General features: G+C 61.3%; 24 protein-coding genes and 1 riboswitch. Of the genes, 12 read left to right on the forward strand and 12 right to left on the reverse strand.

Annotated features, from left to right (window positions below; genetic code table 11):
- Positions 1-22: 22 nt before the first annotated feature.
- Both bcp and AB5Y91_RS07605 read left to right on the forward strand, forming a co-directional pair.
- Entirely contained in the window at positions 23-487 is a 465-nt protein-coding gene (bcp, locus tag AB5Y91_RS07600; RefSeq protein ID WP_106885901.1) for a thioredoxin-dependent thiol peroxidase, read from the forward strand.
- A gap of 220 nt (positions 488-707) precedes the next feature.
- The gene (locus AB5Y91_RS07605) at positions 708-1208 is read left to right on the forward strand and encodes a YfbU family protein (protein WP_368169455.1); all 501 of its coding nucleotides are present in this window, start codon (positions 708-710) and stop codon (positions 1206-1208) included.
- A 45-nt stretch (positions 1209-1253) separates the two neighbouring features.
- Here AB5Y91_RS07605 and yfbV read toward each other — a convergent pair whose 3' ends face one another.
- Positions 1254-1694 (reverse strand): terminus macrodomain insulation protein YfbV, encoded by a 441-nt coding sequence (yfbV, locus tag AB5Y91_RS07610; RefSeq protein ID WP_025328157.1) that lies wholly within the window; start codon positions 1692-1694, stop codon positions 1254-1256.
- A gap of 302 nt (positions 1695-1996) precedes the next feature.
- Here yfbV and AB5Y91_RS07615 point away from each other — a divergent pair, with 302 nt between their 5' ends.
- Together AB5Y91_RS07615 and pta are read left to right on the forward strand one after the other, a co-directional pair.
- Positions 1997-3199 carry an acetate kinase gene (locus AB5Y91_RS07615; protein ID WP_025328158.1) on the forward strand — a complete coding sequence of 401 codons (1203 nt, stop codon included), beginning with the start codon at positions 1997-1999 and terminating at the stop codon, positions 3197-3199.
- 70 nt (positions 3200-3269) lie between these two features.
- A complete protein-coding gene (gene pta, locus AB5Y91_RS07620) occupies positions 3270-5423 on the forward strand; it encodes a phosphate acetyltransferase (protein WP_025328159.1) in 2154 nt (717 codons plus the stop codon).
- 643 nt (positions 5424-6066) lie between these two features.
- On the opposite strand, the gene ilvN is transcribed toward pta, so the two are convergent.
- From ilvN to AB5Y91_RS07650, 6 genes are all read right to left on the reverse strand, one after another.
- Entirely contained in the window at positions 6067-6561 is a 495-nt protein-coding gene (ilvN, locus tag AB5Y91_RS07625) for an acetolactate synthase small subunit (protein ID WP_025328160.1), read from the reverse strand.
- Complete coding sequence (locus tag AB5Y91_RS07630) at positions 6561-8279, reverse strand: acetolactate synthase 3 large subunit (protein WP_106885899.1); 1719 nt, start codon at positions 8277-8279, stop codon at positions 6561-6563. Before AB5Y91_RS07630 ends, ilvN begins: the two co-directional genes overlap by 1 nt.
- Positions 8280-8667: 388 nt before the next feature.
- Positions 8668-8820, reverse strand: coding sequence for a hypothetical protein (locus AB5Y91_RS07635; RefSeq protein ID WP_368169456.1), 153 nt, complete (start codon positions 8818-8820; stop codon positions 8668-8670).
- 35 nt (positions 8821-8855) lie between these two features.
- Positions 8856-9965 carry an MJ1255/VC2487 family glycosyltransferase gene (locus AB5Y91_RS07640; RefSeq protein ID WP_368169457.1) on the reverse strand — a complete coding sequence of 370 codons (1110 nt, stop codon included), beginning with the start codon at positions 9963-9965 and terminating at the stop codon, positions 8856-8858.
- Complete coding sequence (locus AB5Y91_RS07645; RefSeq protein ID WP_106885896.1) at positions 9962-10465, reverse strand: phosphatase PAP2 family protein; 504 nt, start codon at positions 10463-10465, stop codon at positions 9962-9964. The genes AB5Y91_RS07640 and AB5Y91_RS07645 overlap by 4 nt, the downstream gene beginning before the upstream one ends.
- A 139-nt stretch (positions 10466-10604) precedes the next feature.
- Positions 10605-11228 carry a TetR/AcrR family transcriptional regulator gene (locus tag AB5Y91_RS07650; protein WP_005323843.1) on the reverse strand — a complete coding sequence of 208 codons (624 nt, stop codon included), beginning with the start codon at positions 11226-11228 and terminating at the stop codon, positions 10605-10607.
- A gap of 406 nt (positions 11229-11634) precedes the next feature.
- On the opposite strand from AB5Y91_RS07650, the gene leuA reads away from it, so the two are divergent.
- From leuA to AB5Y91_RS07675, 5 genes are all read left to right on the forward strand, one after another.
- The gene (leuA, locus tag AB5Y91_RS07655; protein WP_106885895.1) at positions 11635-13197 is read left to right on the forward strand and encodes a 2-isopropylmalate synthase; all 1563 of its coding nucleotides are present in this window, start codon (positions 11635-11637) and stop codon (positions 13195-13197) included.
- A 132-nt stretch (positions 13198-13329) separates the two neighbouring features.
- The gene (leuB, locus tag AB5Y91_RS07660; RefSeq protein ID WP_106885894.1) at positions 13330-14415 is read left to right on the forward strand and encodes a 3-isopropylmalate dehydrogenase; all 1086 of its coding nucleotides are present in this window, start codon (positions 13330-13332) and stop codon (positions 14413-14415) included.
- Between the two features lie 32 nt (positions 14416-14447).
- Complete coding sequence (gene leuC / locus AB5Y91_RS07665; RefSeq protein WP_368169458.1) at positions 14448-15845, forward strand: 3-isopropylmalate dehydratase large subunit; 1398 nt, start codon at positions 14448-14450, stop codon at positions 15843-15845.
- Between the two features lie 16 nt (positions 15846-15861).
- Positions 15862-16461 carry a 3-isopropylmalate dehydratase small subunit gene (gene leuD / locus AB5Y91_RS07670; protein ID WP_368169459.1) on the forward strand — a complete coding sequence of 200 codons (600 nt, stop codon included), beginning with the start codon at positions 15862-15864 and terminating at the stop codon, positions 16459-16461.
- A gap of 104 nt (positions 16462-16565) precedes the next feature.
- Positions 16566-17495 carry a transglutaminase domain-containing protein gene (locus AB5Y91_RS07675; RefSeq protein WP_262111670.1) on the forward strand — a complete coding sequence of 310 codons (930 nt, stop codon included), beginning with the start codon at positions 16566-16568 and terminating at the stop codon, positions 17493-17495.
- 104 nt (positions 17496-17599) lie between these two features.
- Here AB5Y91_RS07675 and AB5Y91_RS07680 read toward each other — a convergent pair whose 3' ends face one another.
- Entirely contained in the window at positions 17600-17890 is a 291-nt protein-coding gene (locus tag AB5Y91_RS07680; RefSeq protein ID WP_025328169.1) for a PilZ domain-containing protein, read from the reverse strand.
- 91 nt (positions 17891-17981) lie between these two features.
- Positions 17982-18072, forward strand: a riboswitch (TPP riboswitch).
- Between the two features lie 100 nt (positions 18073-18172).
- Here AB5Y91_RS07680 and thiB point away from each other — a divergent pair.
- From thiB to thiQ, 3 genes are all read left to right on the forward strand, one after another.
- On the forward strand, positions 18173-19153 hold the full coding sequence (thiB, locus tag AB5Y91_RS07685; protein ID WP_368169460.1) for a thiamine ABC transporter substrate binding subunit: 981 nt from the start codon (positions 18173-18175) through the stop codon (positions 19151-19153).
- Positions 19129-20757: a thiamine/thiamine pyrophosphate ABC transporter permease gene (gene thiP, locus AB5Y91_RS07690; protein ID WP_171276803.1), complete on the forward strand. Its 1629-nt coding sequence runs from the start codon at positions 19129-19131 to the stop codon at positions 20755-20757. Before thiB ends, thiP begins: the two co-directional genes overlap by 25 nt.
- A gap of 69 nt (positions 20758-20826) precedes the next feature.
- Positions 20827-21531, forward strand: a complete 705-nt coding sequence (thiQ, locus tag AB5Y91_RS07695) for a thiamine ABC transporter ATP-binding protein (RefSeq protein WP_368169461.1) — start codon at positions 20827-20829, stop codon at positions 21529-21531.
- A gap of 69 nt (positions 21532-21600) precedes the next feature.
- Here thiQ and AB5Y91_RS07700 read toward each other — a convergent pair whose 3' ends face one another.
- From AB5Y91_RS07700 to AB5Y91_RS07715, 4 genes are all read right to left on the reverse strand, one after another.
- On the reverse strand, positions 21601-22971 hold the full coding sequence (locus AB5Y91_RS07700) for a PhoH family protein (RefSeq protein ID WP_106885887.1): 1371 nt from the start codon (positions 22969-22971) through the stop codon (positions 21601-21603).
- A 219-nt stretch (positions 22972-23190) separates the two neighbouring features.
- On the reverse strand, positions 23191-23862 hold the full coding sequence (locus AB5Y91_RS07705; RefSeq protein WP_368169462.1) for an NrdJb: 672 nt from the start codon (positions 23860-23862) through the stop codon (positions 23191-23193).
- Between the two features lie 9 nt (positions 23863-23871).
- The gene (locus tag AB5Y91_RS07710) at positions 23872-26019 is read right to left on the reverse strand and encodes an adenosylcobalamin-dependent ribonucleoside-diphosphate reductase (RefSeq protein ID WP_106885885.1); all 2148 of its coding nucleotides are present in this window, start codon (positions 26017-26019) and stop codon (positions 23872-23874) included.
- Between the two features lie 207 nt (positions 26020-26226).
- Complete coding sequence (locus tag AB5Y91_RS07715) at positions 26227-26676, reverse strand: pullulanase (RefSeq protein ID WP_111912235.1); 450 nt, start codon at positions 26674-26676, stop codon at positions 26227-26229.
- Positions 26677-26995 lie beyond the last annotated feature (319 nt).

A 26995-nucleotide genomic window follows, 5' to 3' on the forward strand; every position in this document is an offset into this window, starting at 1 on the left:
GGCGTTTATCCGAGGAGACCCCATGCAACCACTACAAGTTGGTACTCAGGCCCCCGATTTTTCCCTCTCCGATCAGGATGGTCAGCAGGTCAGTCTGTCCTCCCTGCGGGGCAAGAAGGTGCTCATCTATTTCTATCCCAAGGCGATGACCCCGGGCTGCACCACCCAAGCCTGCGGCCTGCGGGACGTCAATGCCGAACTGGCCGCTCTCAACGTGGTCGTGCTCGGCATCAGCCCGGATCCGGCCAAGCGCCTGAAGAAGTTCGAGGAGCGCGACAGCCTGAACTTCCGGCTGCTGGCCGATGAGGATCACGCCGTGGCCGATGCCTTTGGCGTCTGGGGCCCGAAGAAGTTCATGGGCAAGGAGTACGATGGCATCCATCGGCTGAGCTTCCTCATCGATGAGGAGGGCAAGGTGGCCCATCGCTTCGACAAGTTCAAGACCAGCGATCACCATCAGGTGGTGCTCGACCTCGTCAAGGGCTGACCCCCGCCAGTCCAGAGGCGACAACAGGGCCTGCAGATGCAGGCCCTGTTCATTTGCCCCCTGTTCTGCCGCGCAAGCGCCGGGAATCTCCTGCCAAAAGCAGCGCTCCTATTTGCGCCCTCCTCCCCGTTTTTCTCGCCAACCTCCCCTATCAGATCAAAAAATTCATCCTGGATATGGGTTAACGTGGCCCCAGATTCATTTTCCAGTGAGACAGCCCATGAACATGAGCCATACCGAACGCCTGATCCTGAGCAATCAGTACGAGATCCTGGCCAAACTCAATCCGGAGAAGGCGGCGTTTTACCAGCGGGCCAGCACCATAGTCGAGCGAGGCTACTGCCTGCAGATCCTCGAGCTGGAGAAGAGCTTCGGCCATCTGGATCTTGCCACCTGCCAGGAGGTGCTGGACACCCTGGAGCTGCATCATGCGCTGGCCATCTCCTGGGGCAACCTAGACGCCGGTACCCGGGCCGAGGTGAACGAGAGTCGCCTGGCCTTCAACGGCTACAGCCGCAGCCAGGAGCGGGAACTGGCGGATTATGTCTGCTTCCTGCTGGAGGTGGACAAGCGCTTCCCCGAGCTGCCATGCCCCTGTGACGAGCTCTCCAGCGACATCGCCATGCGCGACAAGTACCAGCGCATGCTGGCGGCCTGGCGTCAGTGCCCCCGTCAGTACAAGCTCTCCATCCAGGAGATCTGCAAGGTACTGGCCGCCTGAATGTGAAAAAGGCGCCTGGTGGCGCCTTTTGCTCCCCTGCCGGGGTTATTCGTAGAGGAAGGATTTGTCCAGCTGCTTGAAGGCGGCGTTGAGGGTGTCAGCCAGCTCCTCGTAACGGGGTCGGGCCACCAGCTGACGATGACCGCCCTGCTCGTTCATCTTGCCGTTGATCTCCCTGTACCAGTTGGCGAGAGAGGGCGGGAGACGGGTATCGGCACGCTGGCCGAGCCAGTAATAGCCTTGCAGCGGCAGGCTGAGCAGGAACAACACTGAGGCCATGACGGAGGGCCAGTAGTGCAGCTCGCCGAACTGGAACTGCAGCATGACGCTGAGCACGGCGAGCGCCGGAATGACCCTGAGGGCGAACTCGGTGGCCTTGATCACCCGATTCTCCGGGAACATGGAATTAAGCTCGGGACGGCGCGGCCAAAGAGTCATATAATGACGGCCTTGCTGTAATTTAGTTCCAAAAATGTTCATGCTCATACTACCTCCGAGCTCTTTTTGAACGTATTAACGGCAAAACCTCGACAATATTTGAGAGGCAATAACAAAGGTTGAGGATGACTTTGTTATTTTTCAACAATCAGGTTATCCTTTGTACGCCCAATTTTTACGCCAGTGGTTTGCTGCTGGCCTGTCAGGGACGTCAGAATTCCGGGTCTTGTATCACTATACAAGGGGCAAGCAACAGATTGCCAACCCTCATAAGGATAAGTTGATAGTTTTTGGGCGCACCGCGTCCGGCGCATCCTCCAACCCAACCCAATCTGCGATAGGATTTATTCATGAGTAAGCTGGTTCTTGTTCTTAACTGTGGCAGCTCGTCCCTGAAGTTTGCTGTCATTGACGCAACCACCGGTGATGATCTGCTGTCCGGCCTGGCCGAGTGCTTCAACCTCGACGACGCCCGCATCAAGTGGAAGCTCAACGGCGAGAAGGGCAGTGCCGATCTGGGTGCCGGTGCCGCTCACCAGGAAGCACTGGACTACATCGTCCACAAGATCCTGCCGCTCAACCCTGAACTGTCCAAGAACCTGATTGCCATCGGCCACCGCGTGGTACACGGCGGCGAGCAATTCACTTCTTCCGTGCGGATCTGCAAAGACGTGATCGCCGGTATCGAAGCCGCCATTCCTTACGCGCCGCTGCACAACCCGGCTCACCTGATCGGCATCCGTGCCGCCCTCAAGGTCTTCCCTGAGCTGGCCGAGAAGAACGTAGCCGTGTTCGACACCGCCTTCCACCAGACCATGCCGGAAGAAGCCTTCCTGTACGCCCTGCCGTACAAGCTCTACAAAGAGAACGGCATCCGTCGCTACGGCGCCCACGGCACCAGCCACTACTACATCAGCCTGGAAGCCGCCAAGCAGCTGAACAAGCCGGTCGAAGAGCTGAACATCATCAACTGCCACCTGGGCAACGGCGGCTCCGTCTGCGCCATCAAGAACGGCAAATCCGTCGACACCTCCATGGGTCTGACCCCGCTGGAAGGCCTGGTGATGGGTACCCGTTCCGGTGACATCGATCCGGCCATCATCTTCTTCCTGCACGACAAGCTGGGCATGAGCGTCGCCGAGATCAACACCATGCTGACCAAGGAATCCGGCCTGCAGGGTCTGACCGAAGTCACCTCCGACTGCCGTTTCGTTGAAGACAACTACGACAGCAAGGAAGAAGCCAAGCGCGCCATGGACGTGTACTGCTACCGTCTGGCCAAGTACATCGGCGCTTACGCCGCCGCCATGGACGGTCGTCTGGATGCCGTGGTCTTCACCGGCGGCATCGGCGAGAACTCCGCCCCGATCCGTGAGATCACCCTGAACAAGCTGGGCCTGCTGGGCTTTGACGTCGACCACGACGCCAACCTGAAGGCGCGCTTCGGCAAGGGTGGCGAGATCACCAAGGCTGGCTCCACCAAGGCCCTGGTTATCCCGACCAACGAAGAGTGGGTCATCGCCCACGACGCGCTGGAACTGGTCGGCGCATAAATTAGCTGTAGAGCAAGGCCGCCCCAGGGCGGCCTTTTCCTGATCCCAAAAAATGAACAAGGGGTAATAAGTGGCACGCACTATTATGCTCATCCCGGTCGGCACTGGTGTCGGCGTAACTTCCGTGAGCCTTGGCGTCGTTCGCGCCATGGAACGTCACGGTGTCAATGTCAGCTTCTTCAAACCGGTTGCCCAGCCGCGTCCGGGTGAAACCGGTACCGAGCGCTCCACCGCCGTGATCCGCGCTGCCGCCAACATCAACCCGCCCGAGCCGTTCGCCCTCTCCTATGCCGAGAACATGATCACCTCCAGCAACACCGATATCCTGCTGGAAGAGATAGTGGCTCGCTTCGAAGAGCACGTGAAGACCAGCGGTGCCGAAGTGGTGGTGATCGAAGGCCTGGTGCCGACCGACAAGCAGCCCTTTGCCAACAAGCTGAACTACGACGTCGCCAAGGCGCTGGACGCCGACATGGTGTTCGTGACTCATCCGGGCAACGACTCCAGCCAAAAGCTGAAAGAGCGCATCGAGCTGGCCTGCTCCAACTTCGGTGGCGTCAGCAACCCGCGTATCGTGGGCTGCGTCATCAACAAGGTGGGTGCACCGGTTGACGAGCACGGCGTGACCCGCCCCGATCTGACCGAGATGTTCGAGGCCCATCACCACACCTCCGACACCGCCCACAACCTGGAAGTGCTCCAGGTGTTCGGCAAGAGCCCGCTGCGCATCCTCGGCTGCATCCCCTGGAACACCCAGCTGATCGCCCCGCGCGCCAAGGATCTCGCCAAGCATCTGGCCGCCAAGATCCTGCACAAGGGTGAGCTGGACAGCCGTCGCCTGCAGACCGTGACTTTCTGTGCCCGCTCCATCCATAACATGATCGAGCACTTCCGTCCGGGCAGCCTGCTGGTGACCTCAGGCGATCGCTCCGACGTCATCGTCTCCGCCTGCCTGTCCGCCATGAACGGCGTCAAGCTGGGTGCCCTGCTGCTGACCGGCAACTATCACCCTGAGCCGCAAGTCATTGCCCTGTGCCAACAGGCCATGGCTACCGGCCTGCCGATCATGATCACCGGCACCAACACCTGGCAGACCGCCGTCAGCCTGCAGAACTTCAACGTCGACATCCCGGAAGATGACCGCGAGCGTATCGAGCTGGTGCAGGACTATGTGGCTGGCCACATCGACAAGCACTGGATCGAGTCTCTCTCTGCCAAGTCCACCCGCTCCCGTCGCCTGAGCCCGCCGGCCTTCCGCTATCAGCTGACCGAGCTGGCCCGTCAGGCCAACAAGCGCGTCGTGCTGCCGGAAGGGGAAGAGCCGCGGACCATCAAGGCTGCCGCCATCTGTGCCGAGCGTGGCATCGCTCGTCCGGTGCTGCTGGGCAACCCGGAAGAGATCCGTCGCGTCGCCGAACAGCAGGGTGTGGTACTGACCGATCGCGTCGAGATCATCGACCCGCTGGAAGTGCGCGAGCGCTACGTGCCGCGTCTGGTCGAGCTGCGCAAGAACAAGGGCATGACCGAAGTGGTCGCCCGCGAACAGCTGGAAGACAACGTGGTGCTGGGCACCATGATGCTGGAGCGTGGCGAAGTGGACGGTCTGGTCTCCGGCGCCGTGCACACCACCGCCAACACCATTCGTCCGCCGATGCAGATCATCAAGACTGCCCCGGGTTCGTCCCTGATCTCCTCCATCTTCTTCATGCTGCTGCCTGATCAGGTGCTGGTGTATGGTGACTGCGCCATCAACCCGGACCCGAGCGCCGAACAGCTGGCCGAGATCGCCATCCAGTCCGCCGACTCCGCTGCCGCCTTCGGCATCGAGCCGCGCGTCGCCATGATATCCTACTCCACCGGTACCTCTGGCGCCGGCGCGGACGTAGAGAAAGTGCGTGAAGCGACCGAGCTGGCCAAGGCCAAGCGCCCGGATCTCATCATCGACGGTCCGCTGCAGTACGACGCGGCCATCATGGAGAACGTGGCCAAGTCCAAGGCACCGAACTCACCGGTCGCAGGTAAAGCGACTGTGTTCGTGTTCCCGGACCTGAACACCGGCAACACCACCTACAAGGCGGTACAGCGCTCCGCAGAACTGGTCTCCATCGGCCCCATGCTGCAAGGCATGCGCAAGCCGGTCAACGACCTGTCCCGTGGCGCTCTGGTGGACGACATCGTCTACACCATAGCCCTGACCGGTATCCAGGCAGCCCAGGCCGAGTAATATCGCCCAGCGCTGACCCTGTGAAAAACCCGCCGAGAGGCGGGTTTTTTTATGGCGGACAGGGATCTGTTGATCGGCGAGATCAAATCCGGATCCTCGCAGGATCCGCCGGACTGGCCGCGAACGCCTCCTGGCAAGGAGCCGGCGATAAGCAAACACTCACACCCGCGCAGGGGGATTGCACAATTGCGATCCAGTCAGGATCAAATCAGAATATCCCTTTAAGATCAGCTAACTAACGCCAGACACACCGCTAATCTACAGAGTTTTCCACAGCTTTTGTGGATAGTTTACCGATCATTTGAAAGAAAATGACAGCGCCAGCCAGCGCCCTCCTCCCCTTGCGTCCATGAAAAAGGGCTCCGAAGAGCCCCTTTGGGATAGGTTACCAGCCCCTGATATCAGGGACGCAGGGATTTGTCGGCCCGGGAGATGCCGCAGACAGCTTGAGGCGCACCACCCGGCCAAGTCACAAAAGGGCTCCGAGGAGCCCTTGAACAGCCATTTCCACGTCCGACCGCATCAGTGACGCAGGGATTTGTCGGCCCGGGAGATACCGCAGACACCTTGAGGCGCACCACCCGGCCAAATCACAAAAGGGCTCCGAAGAGCCCTTGAACAGCCATTTCCACATCCTACCGCATCAGGGACGCAGGGACTTGTCCGCACGAGAGATGCCGCAGACGCCGGAGCGCACCACTTCGATGATCTCGTTGGTCTGGGCGGCAGTCTTGATGAAGGCGTCCAGCTTCTCACTCGTCCCGACGAGCTGCACCGTGTACTGCTCGGGGGTGACATCGACGATCTGGCCACGAAAGATGTCCGCCAGTCGTTTCAGCTCGTCGCGGGCACCACCGGCGGCGCGTGCCTTGACCAGGGCGATCTCCCGCTCTATGTGTTCCCCTTCGCTCAGGTCACACACCTTGAGCACGTCCACCAGCTTGTGCAGCTGCTTCTGGATCTGCTCCAGCACCCGCTCGTCACCCATGGTGACGATTGTCATGCGGGACAGGGTGGGATCCTCGGTGGGGGCCACCGTCAGGGTCTCGATGTTGTAGCCGCGCTGGGAGAAGAGACCTACCACGCGACTCAGGGCGCCGGATTCGTTCTCCAGCAGTACTGAAATGATATGCCTCATCAGGTTCTCTCCGTCTTGCTCAGCCACATCTCGTCCATGGCACCAAACTTGATCTGCATCGGATAGACGTGCTCATCCGGGTCGACCGAGATATCCATGAACACAAGCCGATCCTTCATGGCGAAGGCCTTCTCCATGGCGCTCTCCAGCTCCGCCGGATCGCTCACCGCGATGCCGACATGGCCATAGGCTTCCGCCAGCTTGACGAAGTCCGGCAGGGATTCCATGTAGGAGTGGCTGTGACGACCGCCGTAGAACATCTTCTGCCACTGCTTGACCATGCCCAGCGCACGGTTGTTGATGGAGATGATCTTGATGGGCACCCCGTACTGCATGCAGGTGGAGAGCTCCTGAATGTTCATCTGCACCGAGCCGTCACCGGTGACGCAGCAGACCACGGCATCCGGGTTGGCAAACTGGGCCCCCATGGCGGCCGGAATGCCAAAGCCCATGGTGCCGAGGCCCCCGGAGTTGATCCACTGGCGCGGCTTGGCAAACGGATAGTAGAGGGCGGCGAACATCTGGTGCTGACCCACGTCGGAGGCGACGAAGGCCTCCCCCTTGGTCACCTTGTAGAGTGCCTCTATCACCTGCTGCGGCTTGATCAGGGTTGGGTGGGTCTCGTAGGCCAGGCAGTTGCGGGAGCGCCACTGATCGATCTGGCTCCACCAGTCCCCCAACGCCTGCTTGTCGTTGTCGAAGCCGCACTCGCGGATCACTTCCAGCATCTGCTCCAGCACGGTCTCCACCGAGCCGACGATGGGCACATGGGCCTGTACCGTCTTGGAGATGGAGGTGGGGTCTATGTCGATGTGGACTATGGTGGCGTTGGGGCAGAACTTGCTCACGTTGTTGGTGACGCGGTCATCGAAGCGGGCACCCACGGCGAAGATGAGATCCGCGTTGTGCATGCTCTTGTTTGCTTCGAAGGTGCCATGCATCCCCAGCATGCCGATGAATTGCGGATGGGTGCCGCTGAAGGCCCCCAGCCCCATCAGGGTGGTGGTCACCGGCAGGTTCAACAGCTCTGCCAGCTTGGTCACCAGGTGATCCGCATTGGCGTTGATGGCGCCACCGCCCACGTACATGACGGGGCGGCTCGCCTCGGTCAGCAGCTTGGCGGCCCGCTTGATCTGGCCCTTGTGTCCGGCCTTGGTCGGATTGTAGGAACGCAGGGAAACGGACTCGGGATACTGGTAGGGGAATTTCTCTTTCGGGTTCTGCACATCCTTGGGCAAGTCCACCACCACGGGCCCCGGGCGGCCACTGGCGGCAATGTAGTAGGCCTTCTTGATGGCGTCGGGAATCTCGCTGGCCTTCTTGCACAGGAAGCTGTGCTTCACCACAGGGCGGGAGATGCCGATCATGTCGGTCTCCTGGAACGCGTCCTCCCCTATCATGCTGGTCGGCACCTGACCGGACAGGATCACCAGGGGGATCGAGTCCATGTAGGCGGTGGCGATGCCGGTGATGCAGTTGGTGGCGCCGGGACCCGAGGTCACCAGCACAGTGCCCACCTTGCCGGTGGAACGGGCGTAACCGTCCGCCATGTGCACCGCGGCCTGCTCGTGCCGCACCAGGACATGCTCCATCTTGCCGTTTTCGAAGAGAGCGTCATAGATGTCGAGCACTGAGCCACCAGGGTAGCCAAAGACATGCTCCACTCCCTGATCTTCCAGCGCTCTAACCACCATCTGGGCGCCTGATAACATCTCCATGATAAAGCCCTCCAGGCTTTGCTCCGTTAAGCGAAAGCTACCGACAGTCCGCTGCTTCCCGGCAGCGCCGATCCGTCTCTTGTTGTTGTCTGCATCCAGACCAGGCGAGTTCGGAGCCGTCGATAGTAGAAAAATAGGTTTTTTCCATCATTCACCCGAAAAGCGGGTGAAAAACCAACTTAACCCGCTTGTGAACGCTTGTCCACGGCTTTGTCTGACCAGAACAGTCATAAATTTCAAACAGCTATTAACATTCAGTGACTTGGTCACCAGACCGGAAACAAAGCGGGGAGTATGGGGGGGAAACTAGCGGATCATGCTGCCAATCTGGGCTGGGATGGAAATAAATGGCCCGCCCCAGAGGGCGGGCCGTCAAAACCATCCCGTCTTAGTGCTCGTCTTCCGGCTCCACCAGCCAGATCTGCTGATCCGGATCCGTCTCTTCACAGACCGAGATGCTGACCCCCATGTCGAGCAACTCATGCAGGGTGAGATTGTCTGCCAGGGTCATGGTGTCGCCGTTTTCATTGGTAAAGCACATGTTGTCCGTCCTCTCCTTGATGGGATCAACTCAGTCTAGTCAAAGGCGCTGAGTTGCGATAACCAGGGACGGGCCAATGCCGGGTTGCCCGCCAGTTCGCTGAGGCGATCGCACACCTCCTCCGGGAAGAGGGTCCTGCCCCACAGGCGGCGGGAGAGAGAGGCCAGCTCCTCCTTGGCACCGGCCAGCAGCCAGTCGGCCAGCTCCCCCGCCACATCGGGGTAGCGGATCCGCCCGGGTGACGGCGCCTCGAGCCAGGTTCTCAACGCATTGGCATCCAGCGTCTCCATCAACTGGGCCAGCCCCATCAGCTCCAGGGTCCTGCCGTTGGTCAGTTGCTCGAACTGGCCGCCCAGCGGCTTGACCAACAGCTTCTTGCCGAGCGACAGCGCCTCCGAGGCAAGTTCAAACCCCGCATTGCTGATGACACCCCGGCAACCGGCTAGCGCTAATTTGAATCCCTCTCTGGCTGCAGGTTCGAAGCGGATGTTGCGCCATTGACTGGCCTTGCGAAGGCCGGGGTGGAAGCAGACGAAGCGCTGCTGGTTGAAGCGCGACAACAGCGCAGCTATCTGCTCTGTCTGCTCGAATGGCAGATAGACCAGGATCTGCTGGTTGTCCGGGGCCGGGGTCATGGGATCTATGATGGGGGGCAGCAGCGGCTGACCGAAGTGGAACCAGTGCAGCCCCAGAGAGCGGCGCACCGGGGCGAAGTGGCGCATCAGCTGGCGGTTGAAACCACTTTCCCCCCAGCGCGGAATGGGCCAGTCGAAGCTGGCCTGATGGCTGATGGTCAGACTGGGTTTTTGCCAGCGCCGGGCGGCATGGGCACTGAGTGGCTCAAAATCGCTGATCACCAGATCGTAATCCCGGCAGTCGAGGGCCCTCATGTCCTGCCAGAAGCGAAGGGGAGAGAGTCCCTTGAGGGTGCGCCAGCCCGAGATGCGGCCCTGATGGCTGGCGAAACTGATGCCGGGGAAGGTGCGATAGTCCCCGAACTCCCCCATCTCGAAGTAGCCGTCGGCGGCGCGCCCGCTGAACAGGTAGTCGACCTCTATCCCCCTGCTCTTCAGAGCGCGCGCCAGAGTCCTGCTGCGGCTGATATGACCGTTGCCGGTTCCCTGTACCCCGAACAGTATCCTCATCCCTGGCTCCAGTTAAGGGCCCACAGGGCGCAGCCGCCCCCAAGCAGGACGCCAGCCACCAGATCGCTCAGATAGTGCACCCCGAGCAGCAGCCGCGACGCCCCGACCAGGATGGCCCAGAGAAACAGCAACGGTGCCCAGAGCGGGAAACTGGCCGCCAGCACGGTGGCCATCAGGAAGGCGGCGGCGGTATGGCCGGAGGGCAGGCTGTAGCGATCGGAGGGGGTGATAAAGACCGGCAAGCCCACGGGACGCTGGCGTTTCAGGGCATTCTTGAGCAGCAGATAAAGCGGCAGCTCGGCGGCAAAGGCCAGCAGGGCGACTTGTACCACTTCCCGCTGCGCCTCCCCCTGCCACCAGAGCAGGGCGGCCAGCACGGCGTAAAGGGGACCGTCACCGGTACGAGAAATGACCCGGCTGATCCTGGCCTGCGGCCGGTTGTAGGGGTGGAGCAGACAGACACGGCACACCCGTAGGTCCCATTGCTGGATCTTGTTCATCACGCCCCCTTTCCTTGAGTCTTGAATGCAGACTAGGGCGGCGCAGTGACACTTGGTTGAAGGAGAGATAACAGATTTGTGACATGAACCATGCAAAAAAGGGCCATGCGGCCCTTTTTCAGCTATTACCCGGGAAGACTCAGTTCAGGGAACCGCGCAGGCCGTTCTCCATCAACTGGCAGTTGTGGGCCGCCAACCGGCTCATGAAGCTCTCGTCCACCGTCAGGCCGAACACCTGCTCGTAGAGATCCTTCATCACGAAGGGCTGCCACATCATGCTGAGGAAGGAGATCTTCAGCATCTCGGGATCCAGGTTGTCACCCAGCTGACCATTGGAGCGCATGGATTCAAGCAGGGCATCGAACTGGGGCAGTTGACGCTCCAGCAGACGATTCAATACAAAATCCCGCCCCGGACTTTTTTCGGTTGATAATGCGCTGGAGATGGCGGAAGTCAGCTCGCTGTTCGGCGCCATCACCTGATAGTAGGTATTGAGCAGATCGGTCAGGCTGCGGTTGCTGCTCTCGTCATGCCAGGCCTGATCCAGCGGCTCGGCCACATCCCCCAGCACCGCCTTGTAGAGGCCCTCTTTGCTGCCGAAGTAGTAGTGGATCATCGCCAGATTGGAGCCGGCCAGCTCGGCGATCTCACGGGTCGTCACCTTGCTGTAGGGGGTGTTGAGAAAACGTTCGCGTGCGGCGGCGAGCAGCTTGTCACGAATGTCGGAACGTCCGACCGGACGGCCAGGTCTGCGCTTTTCCATGGAATACCTCAGATAATTCAGCAAGGGCTGATAAGTCGATCTGATTGTGCGGGTGATCGAGTACAGCAGGAACGACCAGATAATCAGGCATGAACCGAATATGGGACAAGGAAATTTGCACTCCTTTACAATCCGATTAAATAACACAGTGAATTGAACCTGTCCTTTCGAGTTGACACAGCATAAAAATCTCGATATTGGTAGTAGCGTTATCGACTGGAAGGATTGAGTCATCATGCATATTGCCGCTCTGCTACTACTGCTCCCCCTAATCGCGACTCCTCGCGCGGGATCCTTGTAGCCGGGCTAAGGCATAGCCGGAATTTACAAAAACCCGTGCACCCCGCACGGGTTTTTTTATGCCAATGCAGGATGCACGCACCGAACTTAGGAAGAGGGAAGTCACATGTCAGATCGAGTCATCATATTCGATACCACCTTGCGTGATGGCGAGCAGGCGCTGTCGGCCAGCTTGACGGTCAAGGAGAAGCTGCAGATTGCCCAGGCGCTGGAGCGGCTCGGTGTCGACATCATGGAAGTGGGCTTCCCTGTCTCTTCCCCCGGTGATTTTCAATCGGTGCAGACCATAGCCCGTCACATCAAGAACAGCCGGGTCTGTGCCCTCGCCCGCGCCCTGCCCAAGGATATCGATGCCGCCGGCGAAGCCTTGCGGGTCGCCGAGGCCTTTCGCATCCACACCTTTATCTCCACCTCCTCCATCCACGTGGAAAGCAAGCTGAAGAAAAGCTTCGAAGACGTGCTGGAGATGGGGGTCGGCGCCATCAAGCATGCCCTGCGCTACACAGATGACGTGGAGTTCTCCTGCGAGGACGCGGGACGTACCCCCATCGACAACCTGTGCCGCATGGTGGAAGCCGCCATCAAGGCGGGCGCCCGCACCATCAACATCCCGGACACAGTAGGCTACACGGTACCGACCGAATTTTCCGGCATCATCCAGACCCTGTTCAACCGGGTGCCCAACATCGACAAGGCCATCATCTCGGTGCACTGCCACGACGATCTGGGCCTCTCGGTGGCCAACTCCATCAGTGCCGTGCAGATGGGGGCACGCCAGATAGAGTGCACCATCAACGGCATCGGCGAGCGGGCGGGCAACTGCTCCCTGGAAGAGGTGGCGATGATCCTGAAAACCCGCGCCGATCTGCTCGGGGTGCACACCAACATCCGTCACAACGAGATCCACCGCACCAGCACGCTCGTCAGCCAGCTGTGCAACATGCCGGTGCAGCCCAACAAGGCCATCGTCGGGGCCAACGCCTTCTCCCACAGCTCCGGCATTCACCAGGACGGCGTGCTCAAGGCCAAGAACACCTACGAGATCATCACCCCCGAGAGCATCGGCCTCACCCAGAACAACCTCAACATGACCTCCCGCTCCGGCCGCCACGTGATCAAGCACCGCATGGAGAGCATGGGCTACGCCGAGAGCAGCTACGATCTCGACCACCTCTACGGCAAGTTCCTGGTCCTGGCCGACAAGAAGGGACAGGTGTTCGATTACGATCTCGAGGCGCTGGCCTTCTTCAGCCAGATCCACGAGGAGCCCGAGCACTTCAAGCTCGAGTATCTGGGCGTGCAGAGCGGCAGCTCTGTGCTCGCCACCGCCTCGGTCAAGCTCAAGGTGGGCCAGGATCTGATCTGCGAAGCGGCCACCGGCAACGGTCCTGTGGATGCTGTCTACCAGTGCATCAACCGCATCACCGGCTACGAGATCCGCATCGACAAGTACGAACTCAAGGGCAAGGGTGAAGGCAAGAACGCCCTCGGCCAGGTCGACATAGTCGCCGAGTACAAGGGCCGCAAATTCCATGGCATGGGGCTGGCCACCGACATCATAGAGTCCTCGGCCCAGGCCCTGGTCCATGTCATCAACAGCATCTGGCGCGCCGATCAGGTCGCCGAGCAGATGGAACGCAATAACAACATCAAATCGGAAACCGTCTGAGCAGCGATCGACTCGCTGAACGGATGGAATGCAATCACAACATCGGGACGGAGACAGTCTGAACAGGTAGAGGATCGCAGTATCGGGTCACTGGGCAGATGGAACTCAACACAACATCAGGACGGAGAGAGTATGAGCAGTTATCGGATCGCAGTATTGCCGGGGGACGGCATTGGCCCGGAAGTGATGGCAGAGGCCATCAAGGTACTGGAAAAGGTGCAGACCAAATTCGGCTTCTCCCTCGACTATGATCGCTTTGATGTCGGTGGCATCGCCATCGACAACCATGGCACCCCGCTGCCACAGAGCACCATAGCCGGCTGCGAAGCGGCCGATGCCGTGCTGTTCGGCTCGGTCGGTGGCCCCAAGTGGGAGCACCTGCCGCCCAACGATCAACCGGAGCGCGGCGCCCTGCTGCCCCTGCGTGCCCATTTCAAACTGTTCTGCAACCTGCGTCCGGCCCGTATCTACACCGGCCTGGAGCAGTTCTCCCCCCTGCGTGCCGACATCTCGGATCGCGGCTTCGACATCGCCTGCGTGCGCGAGCTGACTGGCGGCATCTACTTCGGCCAGCCCAAGGGGCGCGAAGGGGAAGGTGCCACCGAGAAGGCATTCGACACCGAGGTCTATCACCGCTTCGAGATCGAGCGCATCGCCAAGATAGCGTTCGAATCGGCCCGGGTGCGCCGCAGCAAAGTGACCTCCATCGACAAGGCCAACGTGCTCGCCTCCTCCATACTGTGGCGCGAGGTGGTGACGCAAGTCGCCAAGTCCTACCCGGACGTGGCGCTGAACCACATGTACATCGACAACGCCACCATGCAGCTCATCAAGGATCCGTCCCAGTTCGACGTGCTGCTCTGCTCCAACCTGTTCGGCGACATCCTCTCCGACGAGTGCGCCATGATCACCGGCTCCATGGGGCTGCTCCCCTCCGCCAGCCTGAACGAATCCGGCTTCGGCCTGTTCGAACCGGCCGGTGGCTCGGCCCCGGACATCGCCGGCAAGGGGATTGCGAACCCCATAGCCCAGATCCTCTCCGCCGCCCTGATGCTGCGCTACAGCCTGGGCCAGGAAGCCGCCGCCCAAGCCATAGAGCAGGCCGTGGCGCAGGCTCTGGCCGAGGGTTACTTCACCGCCGATCTGCATCAGGGTAGCGCACAGCATCCGGTGCAGAGCACCGCCGAGATGGGCAGCCAGATAGCCGCACGGATCTGAGCCACGCAGCACATAACAAGGAATACAGAGCAATGTCCAAGACCCTCTATCAGAAAGTGTTCGACGCCCACGTGGTCCGGGAAGTGGAAGGGGAAACCCCCCTCATCTACATCGACCGCCATCTGGTGCATGAAGTGACCAGCCCCCAGGCGTTCGACGGCCTGCGCGCCATGAAGCGCCCGCTGCGCCGCCCGGATCTGACCTGGGCCACCATGGATCACAACGTCTCCACCACCACCAAAGACATCGCCGCCTCCGGCGAGATGGCTCGCATCCAGATGGAAACCCTGGCAGCCAACTGCAAGGAGTTCGGGGTCCGTCTCTATGACCTGAACCACAAATACCAGGGCATAGTCCACGTGATGGGCCCCGAGCTCGGCATCACCCTGCCCGGCACCACCATAGTCTGCGGCGACTCCCACACCGCCACCCACGGCGCCTTCGGCTCGCTGGCGTTTGGCATCGGCACCTCGGAAGTGGAACACGTGATGGCGACCCAGACCCTGAAGCAGGGCCGGGCCAAGACCATGCGCATTTCGGTCAACGGCAAGCTGGCCGAGGGCATCAGCGCGAAAGACGTGGTGCTGGCCATCATAGGCCGGGTCGGCGCTGCCGGCGGTACAGGTTACGTGGTGGAGTTCGCTGGCGATGCCATCAGTGGTCTCTCCATGGAAGGGCGCATGACGGTGTGCAACATGGCCATAGAGCTCGGCGCCAAAGCGGGGATGATAGCCCCGGATCAGACCACCATCGACTACATCCAGGGCAAGGTATTCGCCCCCACCGGCGAGGCACTGGCGCAGGCCATCGCCTACTGGCAGACCCTCAAGAGCGATGCCGATGCCACCTTCGATGCCGAGGTGGTGCTCAACGCAGCCGACATCGCACCTCAGGTGACCTGGGGCACCAACCCGGGCCAGGTGATCGCCGTCAATGAACCCATTCCGGCACCGGAATCCTTCAGCGATCTGATGGAGCAGCAGTCCGCCCGCAAGGCGCTCGCCTACATGGACTTGCAGCCGGGCCAGAAGCTCTGTGATGTCGCCATCGACAAGGTGTTCATCGGGTCGTGCACCAACAGCCGCATCGAGGATCTGCGTGCCGCCGCCGCCATCGCCCGTGGCCGCAAGGTCGCCGCCGGGGTGCAAGCCCTGGTGGTGCCGGGCTCCGAGCAGGTGAAAGCCCAGGCCGAGGCAGAGGGGCTGGACAAGATCTTCCTCGAGGCGGGCTTTGAGTGGCGCCTGCCCGGCTGCTCCATGTGTCTGGCCATGAACAACGACCGGCTGCAACCGGGGGAGCGCTGCGCCTCCACCAGCAACCGCAACTTCGAAGGGCGCCAGGGCCGTGCCGGCCGCACCCATCTGGTAAGCCCGGCCATGGCCGCCGCCGCCGCCGTCACCGGTCGCTTTGCCGATATTCGTGCGCTGTAATTACGAGGAGAACAAGATGACAGGCTTCAAGCAACACAAGGGGATCGTCGTCCCCCTCGACAGTGCCAACGTCGACACCGACGCCATCATTCCCAAGCAGTTTTTGCAGAAGGTAAACCGCATCGGTTTTGGCAAGCACCTGTTCCACGACTGGCGCTTCCTGGACGACGCCGGCCAGCAGCCCAACCCCGAGTTCGTGCTGAACCAGCCCCAATTCGCCGGCGCCAGCATCTTGCTGGCCCGGGAGAACTTCGGCTGTGGCTCGAGCCGCGAGCACGCCCCCTGGGCGCTGGCGGATTACGGCTTCAAGACCATCATTGCCCCGAGCTTTGCCGACATCTTCTACGGCAACGCCATCAACAACGGCATGGTGCCGGTACGCCTGAAAGAAGAAGAGGTCGAGGCCCTGTTCCAGCTGGTCGCGGCCCATCCGGGCACCCAGATCGAAGTGGATCTGGAGGCAAACCAGGTGCGCGCCGGTGTGCTCACTTTCGGTTTCGAGATCGACGAATTCCGTCGCTACTGCCTGCTCAACGGGCTGGATGCCATAGGCCTGACCCTGCAACACGAAGCGGCCATCAGTACCTTCGAGGCAAAACAGCCAAGCTGGATCTGACGAGCCTGCGGCAAGAAAACGAGTAGAATCCACAGGGAGCCCAGGCTCCCTGTTTTATTCTCAGTCCCGCCCAGGCACAGTGGGCTCACCGACAGGAAAGGATGATGAAGACGACCCGCTCCCTCTCCCTGCTGCTTGGCATGCTGCTCGCCCTCCCGGCCAGTGCCGGGCAGACCTACTTCAACAGCAACGGCGGTCAGCTCAACGTCGGCTGGCAGGACAGGGAGGGCCAACCCCAGCAACTCAGCTACCGGCTGGAGGCGGGCAAGCTGCCGCCGCTCATCGCCTATCGCCCGGCCAGGATGCAGGAGGAGGTGCTGCAGACCTTGCTGCAGCAGGCTGCCCTTGAGTTCCCCGAGGTGCAATTCTCCCTCTCCCGCCCCAGCCTCGCCCTCAGCCTCAAGAGCCGCAACGCCGACAAGGCCAGGGAAGCCTCCCTCTGGGTCAAGCCGGAGCAGGCCAGGCTGGAGGCAGAGTGGCTCAAGCAGCACTACTTCCAGCCCTTCACCCCGCCCGACGGCGCCCCCGCCATCAAGCAGGATCATGTGCGCATCGCCCTGGAGAGCCGCGCCGAACTGGCGCCCCTGGCCGAGCAGCTCAAGCAGGAGGGAGCCACAGAGACGGAGGCGCGCCAGAAGACGGTGGCGCACATGCTCGACTTCATCCAGGCCATCCCCTATCAGCTGCTCGACAGCCAGTCGGGGCGCTCGGGCAAGGGCTTTCTGAGCCCCCGCCAGGTGCTGGAGCAGAACCGGGGGGATTGTGACAGCAAGGTCACCCTGATGGCGGCCCTGCTGGCCCAGCGCTTTCCCGAGCTGAAGCAGGCCATGGTGTTCGTGCCGGGCCATGCCCTGCTGGGGGTGGCACTGCCGGCCGGCCCGGGTCAGGCGACCCTGAGCTGGCAAGGGGAAAGCTATCTGCTGCTGGAACCGACCGGCCCCGCCCAGCTTCCCATGGGCCAGCTCGCCCCCACCAGCAAGACGCTGGTCGACAGCAAGCAGTTGAGCGTCCAACCCGTGCTGGCCAGCAACTGAGCGGCCCCCAGGGCTGCAATCCGGGCGGGAAGGCAAGGCTGGTCCGGGCCGAAAATGCATCGACCAGCCGGTGGCTGGTCGATGGAACAGGGTAGTGTGCAGGCTCAGGTCAGCGGCAGGAACTCCAGCGCCAGCAAGAGCCCGCCCTCCTCCTCCAGCACCCGCACTATGCGGGCCTGGGCCTCGAAGGGGGGCAGCAGGTTGCTGCTGGTGGCCAGGCTCACCCTGATGGGTTGAGCCAGATCGAAGCCATGTTCATTCACCTCGACCCCCATGCCATTGGCGCTGAGATCCCGGCAGACTCCCTCAAGCACCTGCTGGCGCTGGAACAGGGTGACGGGGGCGTTGATGACCATGCGCTGGAAGGCACGTCTTTCCTTGGTGCTGGTGATCACTGGGGGCATCCTCCTTGGTGGTGGCTCGCACGGCGCGGCCCGTGAAACATAGTGCTGGCCTCCCCCAAAGAAGGCCAATACAATGCGGTTCGTTGCTCAAACGGGGTGCGGTTTACCGCTGAGATTATACCCGTGAACCTGATCCAGATAATGCTGGCGGAGGAATTTGAGGCATGGCGCGCGTTTTTTGTGCCCTCATCCGCTGGCCCTCACCACAGGAGACGTGCCATTGATGAGCAGACCGCTGCCCATGGCACCTCAGTACCCACAGGAGTGCCATTGATGAAGACCCTGCTGCTGCTCGCGACCGGCCTGCTCTCTGCCCAGGCATTTGCCGCCGACACCCTCACCGTCTACACCTACGATTCGTTTGCAGCCGAATGGGGCCCGGGTCCCAAGATCAAGCAGGCCTTCGAGAAGGAGTGCGGCTGTACCCTCAACCTGGTGGCCCTGGAAGACGGTGTCGCCATCCTCAACCGGCTGCGGCTGGAAGGCCAGCACAGCAAGGCGGACCTGGTGCTGGGGCTGGACGATGCCCTGGTCAACGAGGCCAAGCAGAGCGGCCTGTTTGCCCCCCATCACACCAGGCTAGACGCCCTCAAGGTGCCGGGTGGCTGGCAGGATGACACCTTCGTCCCCTATGACTACGGCTACTTCGCCTTCGTCTACGACAAGGACAAACTCAAGCAGCCCCCCAAGAGCCTGAAAGAGCTGGTGGAACGGCCCGATCTCAAGGTGATCTATCAGGATCCCCGCACCTCCACCCCGGGCCAGGGGCTGATGCTGTGGATGAAGTCCGTCTACGGCGACCAGGCCCCCGCCGCCTGGGCTGAGCTTGCCAAGAAGACGGTCACCGTCACCAAGGGGTGGTCAGAGGCCTATGGCATGTTCCTCGATGGCGAGGCGGACATGGTGCTCTCCTACACCACCTCCCCCGCCTATCACCTGATCGCCGAAAACAAGCCCCAGTATCAGGCGGCCGCCTTCGCAGAGGGGCATTACCGTCAGGTGGAAGTGGCCGCCAAGCTGAAAGGCGCTGTCCAGGACAAGCTGGCGGACCAGTTCCTGCAGTTCATGATAAGCCCTGCCTTCCAGCAGGAGATCCCCGCCGGCAACTGGATGTACCCGGTGATCGACCAGCCGCTGCCCAAGGGCTTCGAGCAGATGATCACCGTGGCCAAGCCGCTCGCCTTCAGCGCCGATGAAGTGGCCGCCAATCGCAAGAACTGGATCCGCGAATGGCTGCAAGCCGTCACCCAGTGAACGCAGGCTCTCGTCCCCTCTGGTGGCTGCCGGGCAGTGCGGCCACCCTGCTGATCTTGCTGTTGTCCCTAGGGCCGCTCGCGGCCCTGCTGTGGCAGGCGGGCACCTTGTCTCCCCGCACCCTACTGGCCGATCCCTATCTGCGCCATGTGCTGGGCTTCAGCCTGGGGCAGGCCCTGCTCTCCACCCTGCTGAGTCTGGGGCTCGCCATTCCGGTGGCCCGTGCCCTGGCGCGGCGCCGCTTCCCCGGGCGAGCCCTGCTGCTCAAGCTGTTCGGCCTCTCCCTGGTGCTGCCCGTCATCATCGCCATCTTCGGCATGGTCGCGGTACACGGTCGCCAGGGCTGGTTGCCACAGCTGCTGCGCGGCCTGGGGCTGGATCCTGGCAACTACCTCTACGGCCTGTTCGGCATACTGCTGGCCCATGTCTTCTTCAACATGCCGCTGGCGGCGCGCCTCATGCTGCAGAGCATAGAGAGCGTCCCTGAGACCTCCTGGCGCCTCGCCAGCCAGCTCGGCATGCGCTCATCCCACATCTTCCTGCTGCTGGAGTGGCCGCTCATCCGCGGCATACTGCCGGGACTCGCCAGCCTCATCTTCATGCTCTGCTTCACCAGCTTCACCACAGTGCTGGCGCTTGGCGGCGGCCCCAAGTCCACCACCCTGGAAGTCGCCGTCTATCAGGCACTGCGCTTTGACTTCGATCTCGCCACCGCGGGCGGCCTGGCGCTGGTACAGCTGCTGCTGACCGTCGCCCTGCTCCTCCTGCAACACAGGCTGCAGACCACCCCTGCCAGCCGCCTCACCAGCCGCCGCCCCTGCCTGCGGCCGGATCGCCATCAGCCGGGGACAGGCCTGGTGGACGCCGTGGCGCTCTGCACCGGGCTCGCCATCTTCCTGCCGCCGCTGCTGGCCATAGTCGTGGCCGGTTTCAACCCCGGCCTGCTGACGGCGCTGGCATCCCCCGGACTGTGGCAGGCGGGCGGTCAATCCCTGGCCATCGCCCTGGCGGCCGGATCGCTGGCTACCCTGCTCGGCGCCGGTCTGCTGCTCACCAGCCGCCACCTGAGGGTGCGCGGGCGCAAGCGGCGGGCCGCCGCCCTGTGGGAGGCCAGCGGCTCCATGATCCTGATGATCCCGGCCGTGGTACTGAGTACAGGGCTCTTCATCATGTTCATGCCCTTTGCCGACGTCTTTGCCCTGGGCCCCTGGCTGGTGGTACTGGTCAACGCCCTGATGGCGCTGCCCTATGTGCTGCGCACCCTCAGCGCCCCCATGCAGCTGGTGGTGCGTCAGTACGACCGGCTGGCGGACAGCCTGGGAGTGCGCGGTCTGCATCGCCTGCGACTGGTGGAGTGGCCCCTGCTGCGTCGCCCGCTGGCGCTGGCCATGGCGCTCTCCATGATATTGTCCCTCGGGGATCTCGGCGCCATCGCCATGTTCGGCAGCCAGGCCCTCACCACCCTGCCCTGGCTGCTCTATCAGCAGCTCGGCAGCTACCGACTGACCGACGCGGCCGCCACTGCCCTGCTGCTGCTCACGCTCTGTTTCTCCCTGTTCTGGCTGGTTGAGCGGGGTCTTGGAGGAAAAAATGGCGAGCATTGAGGTACAAACCCTGCGCTACCGTTTCTGCGGCTGTTCTGGCTGGTCGAACGGACTCTTTGAGAGGAAAAAATGCTGAACATCGATGAGCTGGTCACCAGCTACCCGGATTGGCGCGTCAGCTTCAGCGCCACCCTGCCCAGGGGGGAGATCACCGCCCTGATAGGGCCAAGCGGCGCCGGCAAGTCTACCCTGCTCGGGATGATCGCCGGTTTCGTGCCGGTGGAGTCCGGCAGTCTCAGCTTCGATGGCGTCGATCTGCTGCCGCTCGGCCCCGCCGAGCGGCCGGTGACCACCCTGTTTCAGGATCACAACCTCTTCCTGCACCTCTCGGTGTTCGACAACATCGCCATCGGCCTGCACCCGGGCCTGCGCCTGAGCCCGGCCCAGCGCCAGCAGGTGAAGCAGGGCGCGGAGCGAGTCGGTCTTGGCGACATGCTGAGCCGCCTGCCGGAGCAGCTCTCCGGTGGCCAGCAACAGCGGGTGGGGCTGGCCCGCGCCCTGGTGCGGGGAAAACCCCTACTGCTGCTGGATGAGCCCTTCTCGGCCCTGGATCCCGCCCTGCGCCGGGAGATGCTGGCCGAAGTGGCCCGCCTCGCCTGCGAGCAGGGGATCACAGTGCTCATGGTGTCCCACAACCCTGAGGATGCCCAGCTCATCGCCGATCAGGTGCTCTTCGTCGACGAGGGCCGCATCGCCCTGCAGGGCAAACCCGACATACTGCAAGACAGCGAGCACCCCGGGCTGCTGCGCTACCTTGGCCGTACACAAGGGTGATGACGGTAACGGGATCAAAAAAGGGGAAGCCTGCTGGCTTCCCCTTTCTCATGCAGAGATTGCGTTAAATCAGAGATTTTCCTCGGCGAACGAAGCCAGTCGGCTGCGCACAACCCCGTTCAGGAAGATGTTGGCACTGCCGTCGAAGTCCTTGAAACGCTCGACTATGTAAGTCAGACCCGAGGTCACCGGGCTCAGGTAGTTGGAGTCGATCTGGGCCAGGTTGCCGGAGCAGACGATCTTGGTCCCCTCGCCGCAGCGGGTTATGATGGTCTTGATCTGGGACGCGGTCAGGTTCTGGCACTCGTCCAGCAGCACGAAGGTGTTCTGGATGCTGCGCCCGCGCATGAAGTTGACGGATTTGAACTGGATGTTGGCCTTCTCCATGATGTAGCTCAGCGACCCGCTCATGTTCTCGTCCTGCTTGTGCAGCACCTCCAGGGTATCGGTCACCGCCGCCAGCCAGGGCATCATCTTCTCCTCCTCGGTGCCGGGCAGGAAGCCGATGCTCTCGGCAATTTCCGGGGTATTGCGGGTGACGATCACCTTCTCGTAGATCCCCTTCTCGATCACCAGCTCCAGGGCCGCCGCCATGGCCAGCAAGGTCTTGCCGCAGCCCGCCGGGCCGGTCAGGATCACCAGATCGATGTGCGGATCCAGCAGGGCATCGAGCGCCATGCCCTGATAGATGTTCTTGGGATGCACCCCCCAGGCCTTGCGTGACATCAGCCGCTCGCGGCCCAGATCTTTCAGGCGGATCTTGTTGCCATCGTGGCTCAGCACCCTGGCTGCGAAGAAGTTCTCCTCGTCCAGCAAGTACTGGTTGACGTGCACCCCCTCCAGCAGGTTCGAGTCGATCACGTGGACTGTGTCGCGGCCATGGGTCTCGCTGTCGCACTCGCCTACCCGCTCCCAGAAGCTGCCGGGCACCACCTGGAAGCCCTTGGCCAGCAGCCGGATGTCGTCGATCAGCTGGTCGCTGCGATAATCCTCCACATGGGCAAGGCCAGCCCCCTTGGCCTTGAGGCGCATGTTGATGTCCTTGGTCACCAGCACCACCTGGCGTTTCATCTCGTGCTTTTGCAGGTAGAGGGCCGCGTTGATGATGCGGTTGTCCGCCTCCTTGTCGGTGAACACCTCGGCATCCTGAGGAAGATGGTGATCGCTGAAGATGGAGATATGACCGCTCGCCTCACCCGCCAGCGCCACCCCCTGCACTATCTGTTCGGGGTTGGCGTCGCGAAACACATCTTCCAGCGCACGGATGGCAACCCTGGCATCACGGCTGACGTCTTTCTGGCGATCCTTGATGTTGTCGAGCTCTTCGAGCACCGTCATGGGGATGAGCACGTCGTGCTCTTTGAAGGAGTAAATGGCGAGGGGTTCGTGAAGCAGAACGTTGGTATCCAGGATAAACAGCTTTCGGTCCGTGTTGTCCATAAGCATCCTCCTTGGCACTGAAGGTGCCACGTGTGTGAATCTCAGATGTCATTGAAACCACACGGCCGTGACAGTTTTATTACCCCCAACGCTACGCCCGATTTTACCGCTGCGCAACAAATCGCTTGCAAGGCAGTCTCGTTCGAACATAAAAGCAGCAATGAAAAGACCGGCACTCTGGCCGGTCGTTTTTCACTTCTGTCTGTCAGGCCGCGCCTGTCAGCCGCACTTGGAATCGCCGCAGTTGAGGCAGGTCATGCAGCCATCCTTCTGCACCAGCGCCTTGGTGTGGCACTTGTAGCAGAGCGCCGCACTGGCCGGGAAGCCGCTGCCTGACTGCTCGGTGTCAGCCTGCATCTGTGCCTGCTTCTCGGCCAGAAACGCCTGCTGGTGCTCATCCAGCCCGGTGGCCTTGAGCATGCCTATCTCGGTGAGATGGGTCTCGATCACGTTGCCAATTTCGGCGATGAGCGACGGCACATACTTGCCCTTGTTCCAGTAACCGCCTTTGGGATCGAACACGGATCTCAGCTCCTCCACCAGGAAGGTGACATCCCCGCCCTTGCGAAACACCGCGGAGATGATGCGGGTCAGCGCCACTATCCACTGGTAGTGTTCCAGGCTCTTGGAGTTGATGAAGATCTCGAACGGACGGCGCGTCTCGTGGACTGTGCCCTCGTTGAGAATGATGTCGTTGATGGTGATGAACAGCGAGTGCTCGGAGACATGCTCCGGCGTCTTCAGCTTGTAGGTGGTGCCCATCAGCCGTTCCGGACGCAGCACAGTCTCGTGCATGTGCACCACGTCATCCTCGGGGGCCGGTGATTCTTGCGGCTCATCCCGGGTTTTCACCTTGTAGGCGACGATTTTCCTGTCGATCTTCTTGACCATAATCTGTTCTCAGAATTTGCCGTAATAGCCTTCTTTCAAGGCGTCATAGAGGTTGGCGGCGGTGTGCAGCTCGCCATCGTATTCGATCTCTTCGTTCCCCTTCACCGTGATGACGGAGCCATCCTCCAGAGTGAACTCGTACTGAGTGTTCTCCAGATCCTTCTCCTTCACCAGCACCCCCTGGAAGGCCTCGGGATTGAAGCGGAAGGTGGTGCAGCCCTTGAGCCCGGAGTCCGAGGCATACATGTAGATGTCCTTGAACTGCTCGAACGGGAAGTCGGTCGGTACGTTGGCCGTCTTGGAGATGGACGAATCTATCCAGCGCTGGGCTGCCGCCTGGATGTCCACGTGTTGGGCCGGACTGATGTCGTCGGCTGTGATGAAGTAATCCGGCAGCCGGCAGGCATCATCTTCGGTGTAAGGCATGGCAGCGGCGTTGATAAGCTCCCGGTAGGCCAGCAGCTCGAAGGAGTAGACATCCACGCTCTCCTTGCTCTTCTTGCCCGCCTTGATGACGTTGCGGCTGTAGTGATGGGCGAAGCTCGGCTCTATGCCGTTGCTGGCGTTGTTGGCCAGCGACAGAGATATGGTACCGGTCGGCGCTATGCTGCTGTGGTGGGTGAAACGACCACCGGTTTCGGCCAGCGCGGCCACCAGAGCGGGATCCACCTCGGCCACCTGTTGCATGTAGCGGCTGTAGCGCGCATGCAGCACCTTGCCCTTCACCTTGTCACCCAGCTTGATGCCATCGGCCGCCATCTCGGGGCGCAGCCGCAACATCTTGCCGGTCACCTCGAACTCCTGCTCCATGATGGGGGCAGGGCCCTTCTCCTTGGCCAGACGCAGGGACTCCTGCCAACCTGTCATGGCCAGCTCCTGGGAGACCTGCTCGGTGAAGGCGACAGAAGCGGCAGAGCCATATTTTATCTGCAGCATGGTGAGGGTCGAGCCCAGACCAAGGAAGCCCATGCCGTGACGGCGCTTGGCGGTGATCTCCTCGCGCTGCCTGGGCAACGGCAGCTGGTTGATCTCTACCACGTTGTCCAGCATGCGGGTGAAGATGGCTACTACCTTGCGAAACGCCTGCCAGTCGAAGGCGGCCCGCTCGGTGAAGGGCTCGCGCACAAACTTGGTCAGATTGACCGAGCCGAGCAGACAGGCTCCGTAGGGGGGCAAGGGCTGCTCGCCACAGGGGTTGGTGGCGCGGATCTCCTCGCAGAACCAGTTGTTGTTCATCTGGTTGACCTTGTCGATCAGGATGAAGCCGGGCTCCGCATAGTCATAGGTGGAGGTCATGATGACGTTCCACAGCTTGCGCGCGGGCAGGGTCTTGTAGACCTTGCAGGCCACCTGACCCAGCGCGTTGATCACCACCCCTTCCTTGTTCGGCCAGTCGGCCCAGAGCACCTGCTCGGGATCGTCCAACGCAATACCATCCTGCTCCACCTCTTTGGCGGTGTAGGGGAAGATGAGTCGCCAGGGAGCATCTTCCTTCACCGCCTTGACGAACTCTTCGGTGATGAGCAGGGAGAGGTTGAACTGGCGCAGGCGACCATCTTCCCGCTTGGCCTGGATGAACTCGATCACGTCGGGATGCCGAATATCCATGGTGCCCATCTGGGCGCCACGGCGACCGCCCGCCGACGAGACGGTGAAACACATCTTGTCGTAGATATCCATGAAGGAGAGCGGGCCCGAGGTATAGGCCCCGGCACCTGAGACAAAGGCACCGCGCGGACGCAGGGTCGAGAAGTCATAGCCGATGCCACAGCCCGCTTTCAGGGTCAGACCGGCCTCGTGCACCTTGCCGAGAATGTCATCCATCGAATCTTCGATGGTACCGGAGACAGTGCAGTTGATGGTCGAGGTGGCAGGCTTGTGCTCAAAGGCCCCGGCATTGGAGGTGATGCGACCCGCTGGAATGGCCCCATTGCGCAGCGCCCACAGGAAGGGCTCATACCATGCATCAGGCTCGCTCTCCTGCGCCGCCAGCGCACGGGCGACCCGCTGATAAGTCTCGTCTATGGTGCCGTCGATAGGCGCCCCATCCTTGCTCTTGAGGCGATACTTGCTGTCCCAGATCTCGAGGGAGGTTTCCTGCATGGGGATGAGGGCAGAGCCGGTTCCACTCTCTAGCACAGGGTTGGATTTAGCCATTTTCAAGCCACCTTATGTGAATGCAACAACGTCATGACAGAGTCAAAAACACAACCAATATGTTTCATATCAACCAGATAACACTATATATAGTATCTCTCTCACGGGGCGCCGATTCTATCCTAAAAAAATGCCCTGGCCAGCAGATATTTGGGCCAGGGCATTTAACCGGTTCATTTCCCGATGAATTTAACGGGAGAGGGGATCTCAGGGCTTCTTGACGTACACGCTCGGCGTCTCACCCGCCATATTCAGATAGAACTCGTAGACACCATCGGCATCCGGCGAGAACTTCATGTCCTCATACTTGGAGCAGGGATTGACCGGCACAGGCTCTCCGCCCAGCACGGCGACACCGTCACTCGGGCTCTTGTAGCCGAAGTTGGTGCCACAGCTCCAGCCGGTATCGGCGAACTTGAACTTGTAGGGAGCCCACTCTTTCTTGAGGGTGCCCTTGGCCATGTAGAGCTTGTCGGCCACTTTGACCACCTTGCTCTCATCGGTCGCCATCCAGTCGTTCATTTCCCCGCGTAGGTAGATGGACTTGCCACCGAAGTCGCTGTTATCTGCCGCCTGCTCTGCACCACCATTGGATGCGCAACCGCCTAATACCAGGGTTCCCGCCGCCAGCATCATCGTTACTGTTCTTTTGAACATGGGTCTATTCCTTAAATTATTGTGATTCCTTGGCCCATCGAACGTGGGCAGACGAATTAAAGCAGAGCGGGCATCACAAGAAAGGTAGAGTCATCACATTCTGTGCTTTTTATATCCAGCACGCGGCGCTGATGGATAAATATCGAACAGAAAAGGGGCCGGGTTTTTGGGTCGAGGGGACAAGCAGTCAAATTTCGAGGTCAATTATCAGTCAACACACTGATTTTCAGGCAATAAAAAACCCCGCTCATTGAGCGGGGTTTCTTCTAATTGGGTGCCTGGCAGTGTCCTACTCTCGCATGGCGAATGCCACACTACC

It is taken from the genome of Aeromonas sp. R4-3, from assembly GCF_040908275.1.
Lineage (GTDB): Bacteria > Pseudomonadota > Gammaproteobacteria > Enterobacterales > Aeromonadaceae > Aeromonas > Aeromonas rivipollensis.

What these genes read in the sequence shown, in the direction of transcription:
- ilvN (WP_025328160.1), bottom strand. Translation starts at nt 6,561, where the DNA reads ATGAGGCATATCATTTCAGTACTGCTGGAGAACGAATCCGGCGCCCTG.
- bcp (WP_106885901.1), top strand. Translation starts at nt 23, where the DNA reads ATGCAACCACTACAAGTTGGTACTCAGGCCCCCGATTTTTCCCTCTCC.
- AB5Y91_RS07650 (WP_005323843.1), bottom strand. Translation starts at nt 11,228, where the DNA reads ATGGAAAAGCGCAGACCTGGCCGTCCGGTCGGACGTTCCGACATTCGT.
- thiQ (WP_368169461.1), top strand. Translation starts at nt 20,827, where the DNA reads ATGCTGAACATCGATGAGCTGGTCACCAGCTACCCGGATTGGCGCGTC.
- AB5Y91_RS07705 (WP_368169462.1), bottom strand. Translation starts at nt 23,862, where the DNA reads ATGGTCAAGAAGATCGACAGGAAAATCGTCGCCTACAAGGTGAAAACC.
- leuA (WP_106885895.1), top strand. Translation starts at nt 11,635, where the DNA reads ATGTCAGATCGAGTCATCATATTCGATACCACCTTGCGTGATGGCGAG.
- yfbV (WP_025328157.1), bottom strand. Translation starts at nt 1,694, where the DNA reads ATGAGCATGAACATTTTTGGAACTAAATTACAGCAAGGCCGTCATTAT.
- AB5Y91_RS07640 (WP_368169457.1), bottom strand. Translation starts at nt 9,965, where the DNA reads ATGAGGATACTGTTCGGGGTACAGGGAACCGGCAACGGTCATATCAGC.
- thiB (WP_368169460.1), top strand. Translation starts at nt 18,173, where the DNA reads ATGAAGACCCTGCTGCTGCTCGCGACCGGCCTGCTCTCTGCCCAGGCA.
- AB5Y91_RS07605 (WP_368169455.1), top strand. Translation starts at nt 708, where the DNA reads ATGAACATGAGCCATACCGAACGCCTGATCCTGAGCAATCAGTACGAG.
- AB5Y91_RS07615 (WP_025328158.1), top strand. Translation starts at nt 1,997, where the DNA reads ATGAGTAAGCTGGTTCTTGTTCTTAACTGTGGCAGCTCGTCCCTGAAG.
- leuC (WP_368169458.1), top strand. Translation starts at nt 14,448, where the DNA reads ATGTCCAAGACCCTCTATCAGAAAGTGTTCGACGCCCACGTGGTCCGG.
- AB5Y91_RS07710 (WP_106885885.1), bottom strand. Translation starts at nt 26,019, where the DNA reads ATGGCTAAATCCAACCCTGTGCTAGAGAGTGGAACCGGCTCTGCCCTC.
- leuB (WP_106885894.1), top strand. Translation starts at nt 13,330, where the DNA reads ATGAGCAGTTATCGGATCGCAGTATTGCCGGGGGACGGCATTGGCCCG.
- leuD (WP_368169459.1), top strand. Translation starts at nt 15,862, where the DNA reads ATGACAGGCTTCAAGCAACACAAGGGGATCGTCGTCCCCCTCGACAGT.
- AB5Y91_RS07715 (WP_111912235.1), bottom strand. Translation starts at nt 26,676, where the DNA reads ATGTTCAAAAGAACAGTAACGATGATGCTGGCGGCGGGAACCCTGGTA.
- AB5Y91_RS07675 (WP_262111670.1), top strand. Translation starts at nt 16,566, where the DNA reads ATGAAGACGACCCGCTCCCTCTCCCTGCTGCTTGGCATGCTGCTCGCC.
- thiP (WP_171276803.1), top strand. Translation starts at nt 19,129, where the DNA reads ATGGCTGCAAGCCGTCACCCAGTGAACGCAGGCTCTCGTCCCCTCTGG.
- AB5Y91_RS07635 (WP_368169456.1), bottom strand. Translation starts at nt 8,820, where the DNA reads ATGTGCTTTACCAATGAAAACGGCGACACCATGACCCTGGCAGACAAT.
- AB5Y91_RS07645 (WP_106885896.1), bottom strand. Translation starts at nt 10,465, where the DNA reads ATGAACAAGATCCAGCAATGGGACCTACGGGTGTGCCGTGTCTGTCTG.
- AB5Y91_RS07700 (WP_106885887.1), bottom strand. Translation starts at nt 22,971, where the DNA reads ATGGACAACACGGACCGAAAGCTGTTTATCCTGGATACCAACGTTCTG.
- AB5Y91_RS07630 (WP_106885899.1), bottom strand. Translation starts at nt 8,279, where the DNA reads ATGGAGATGTTATCAGGCGCCCAGATGGTGGTTAGAGCGCTGGAAGAT.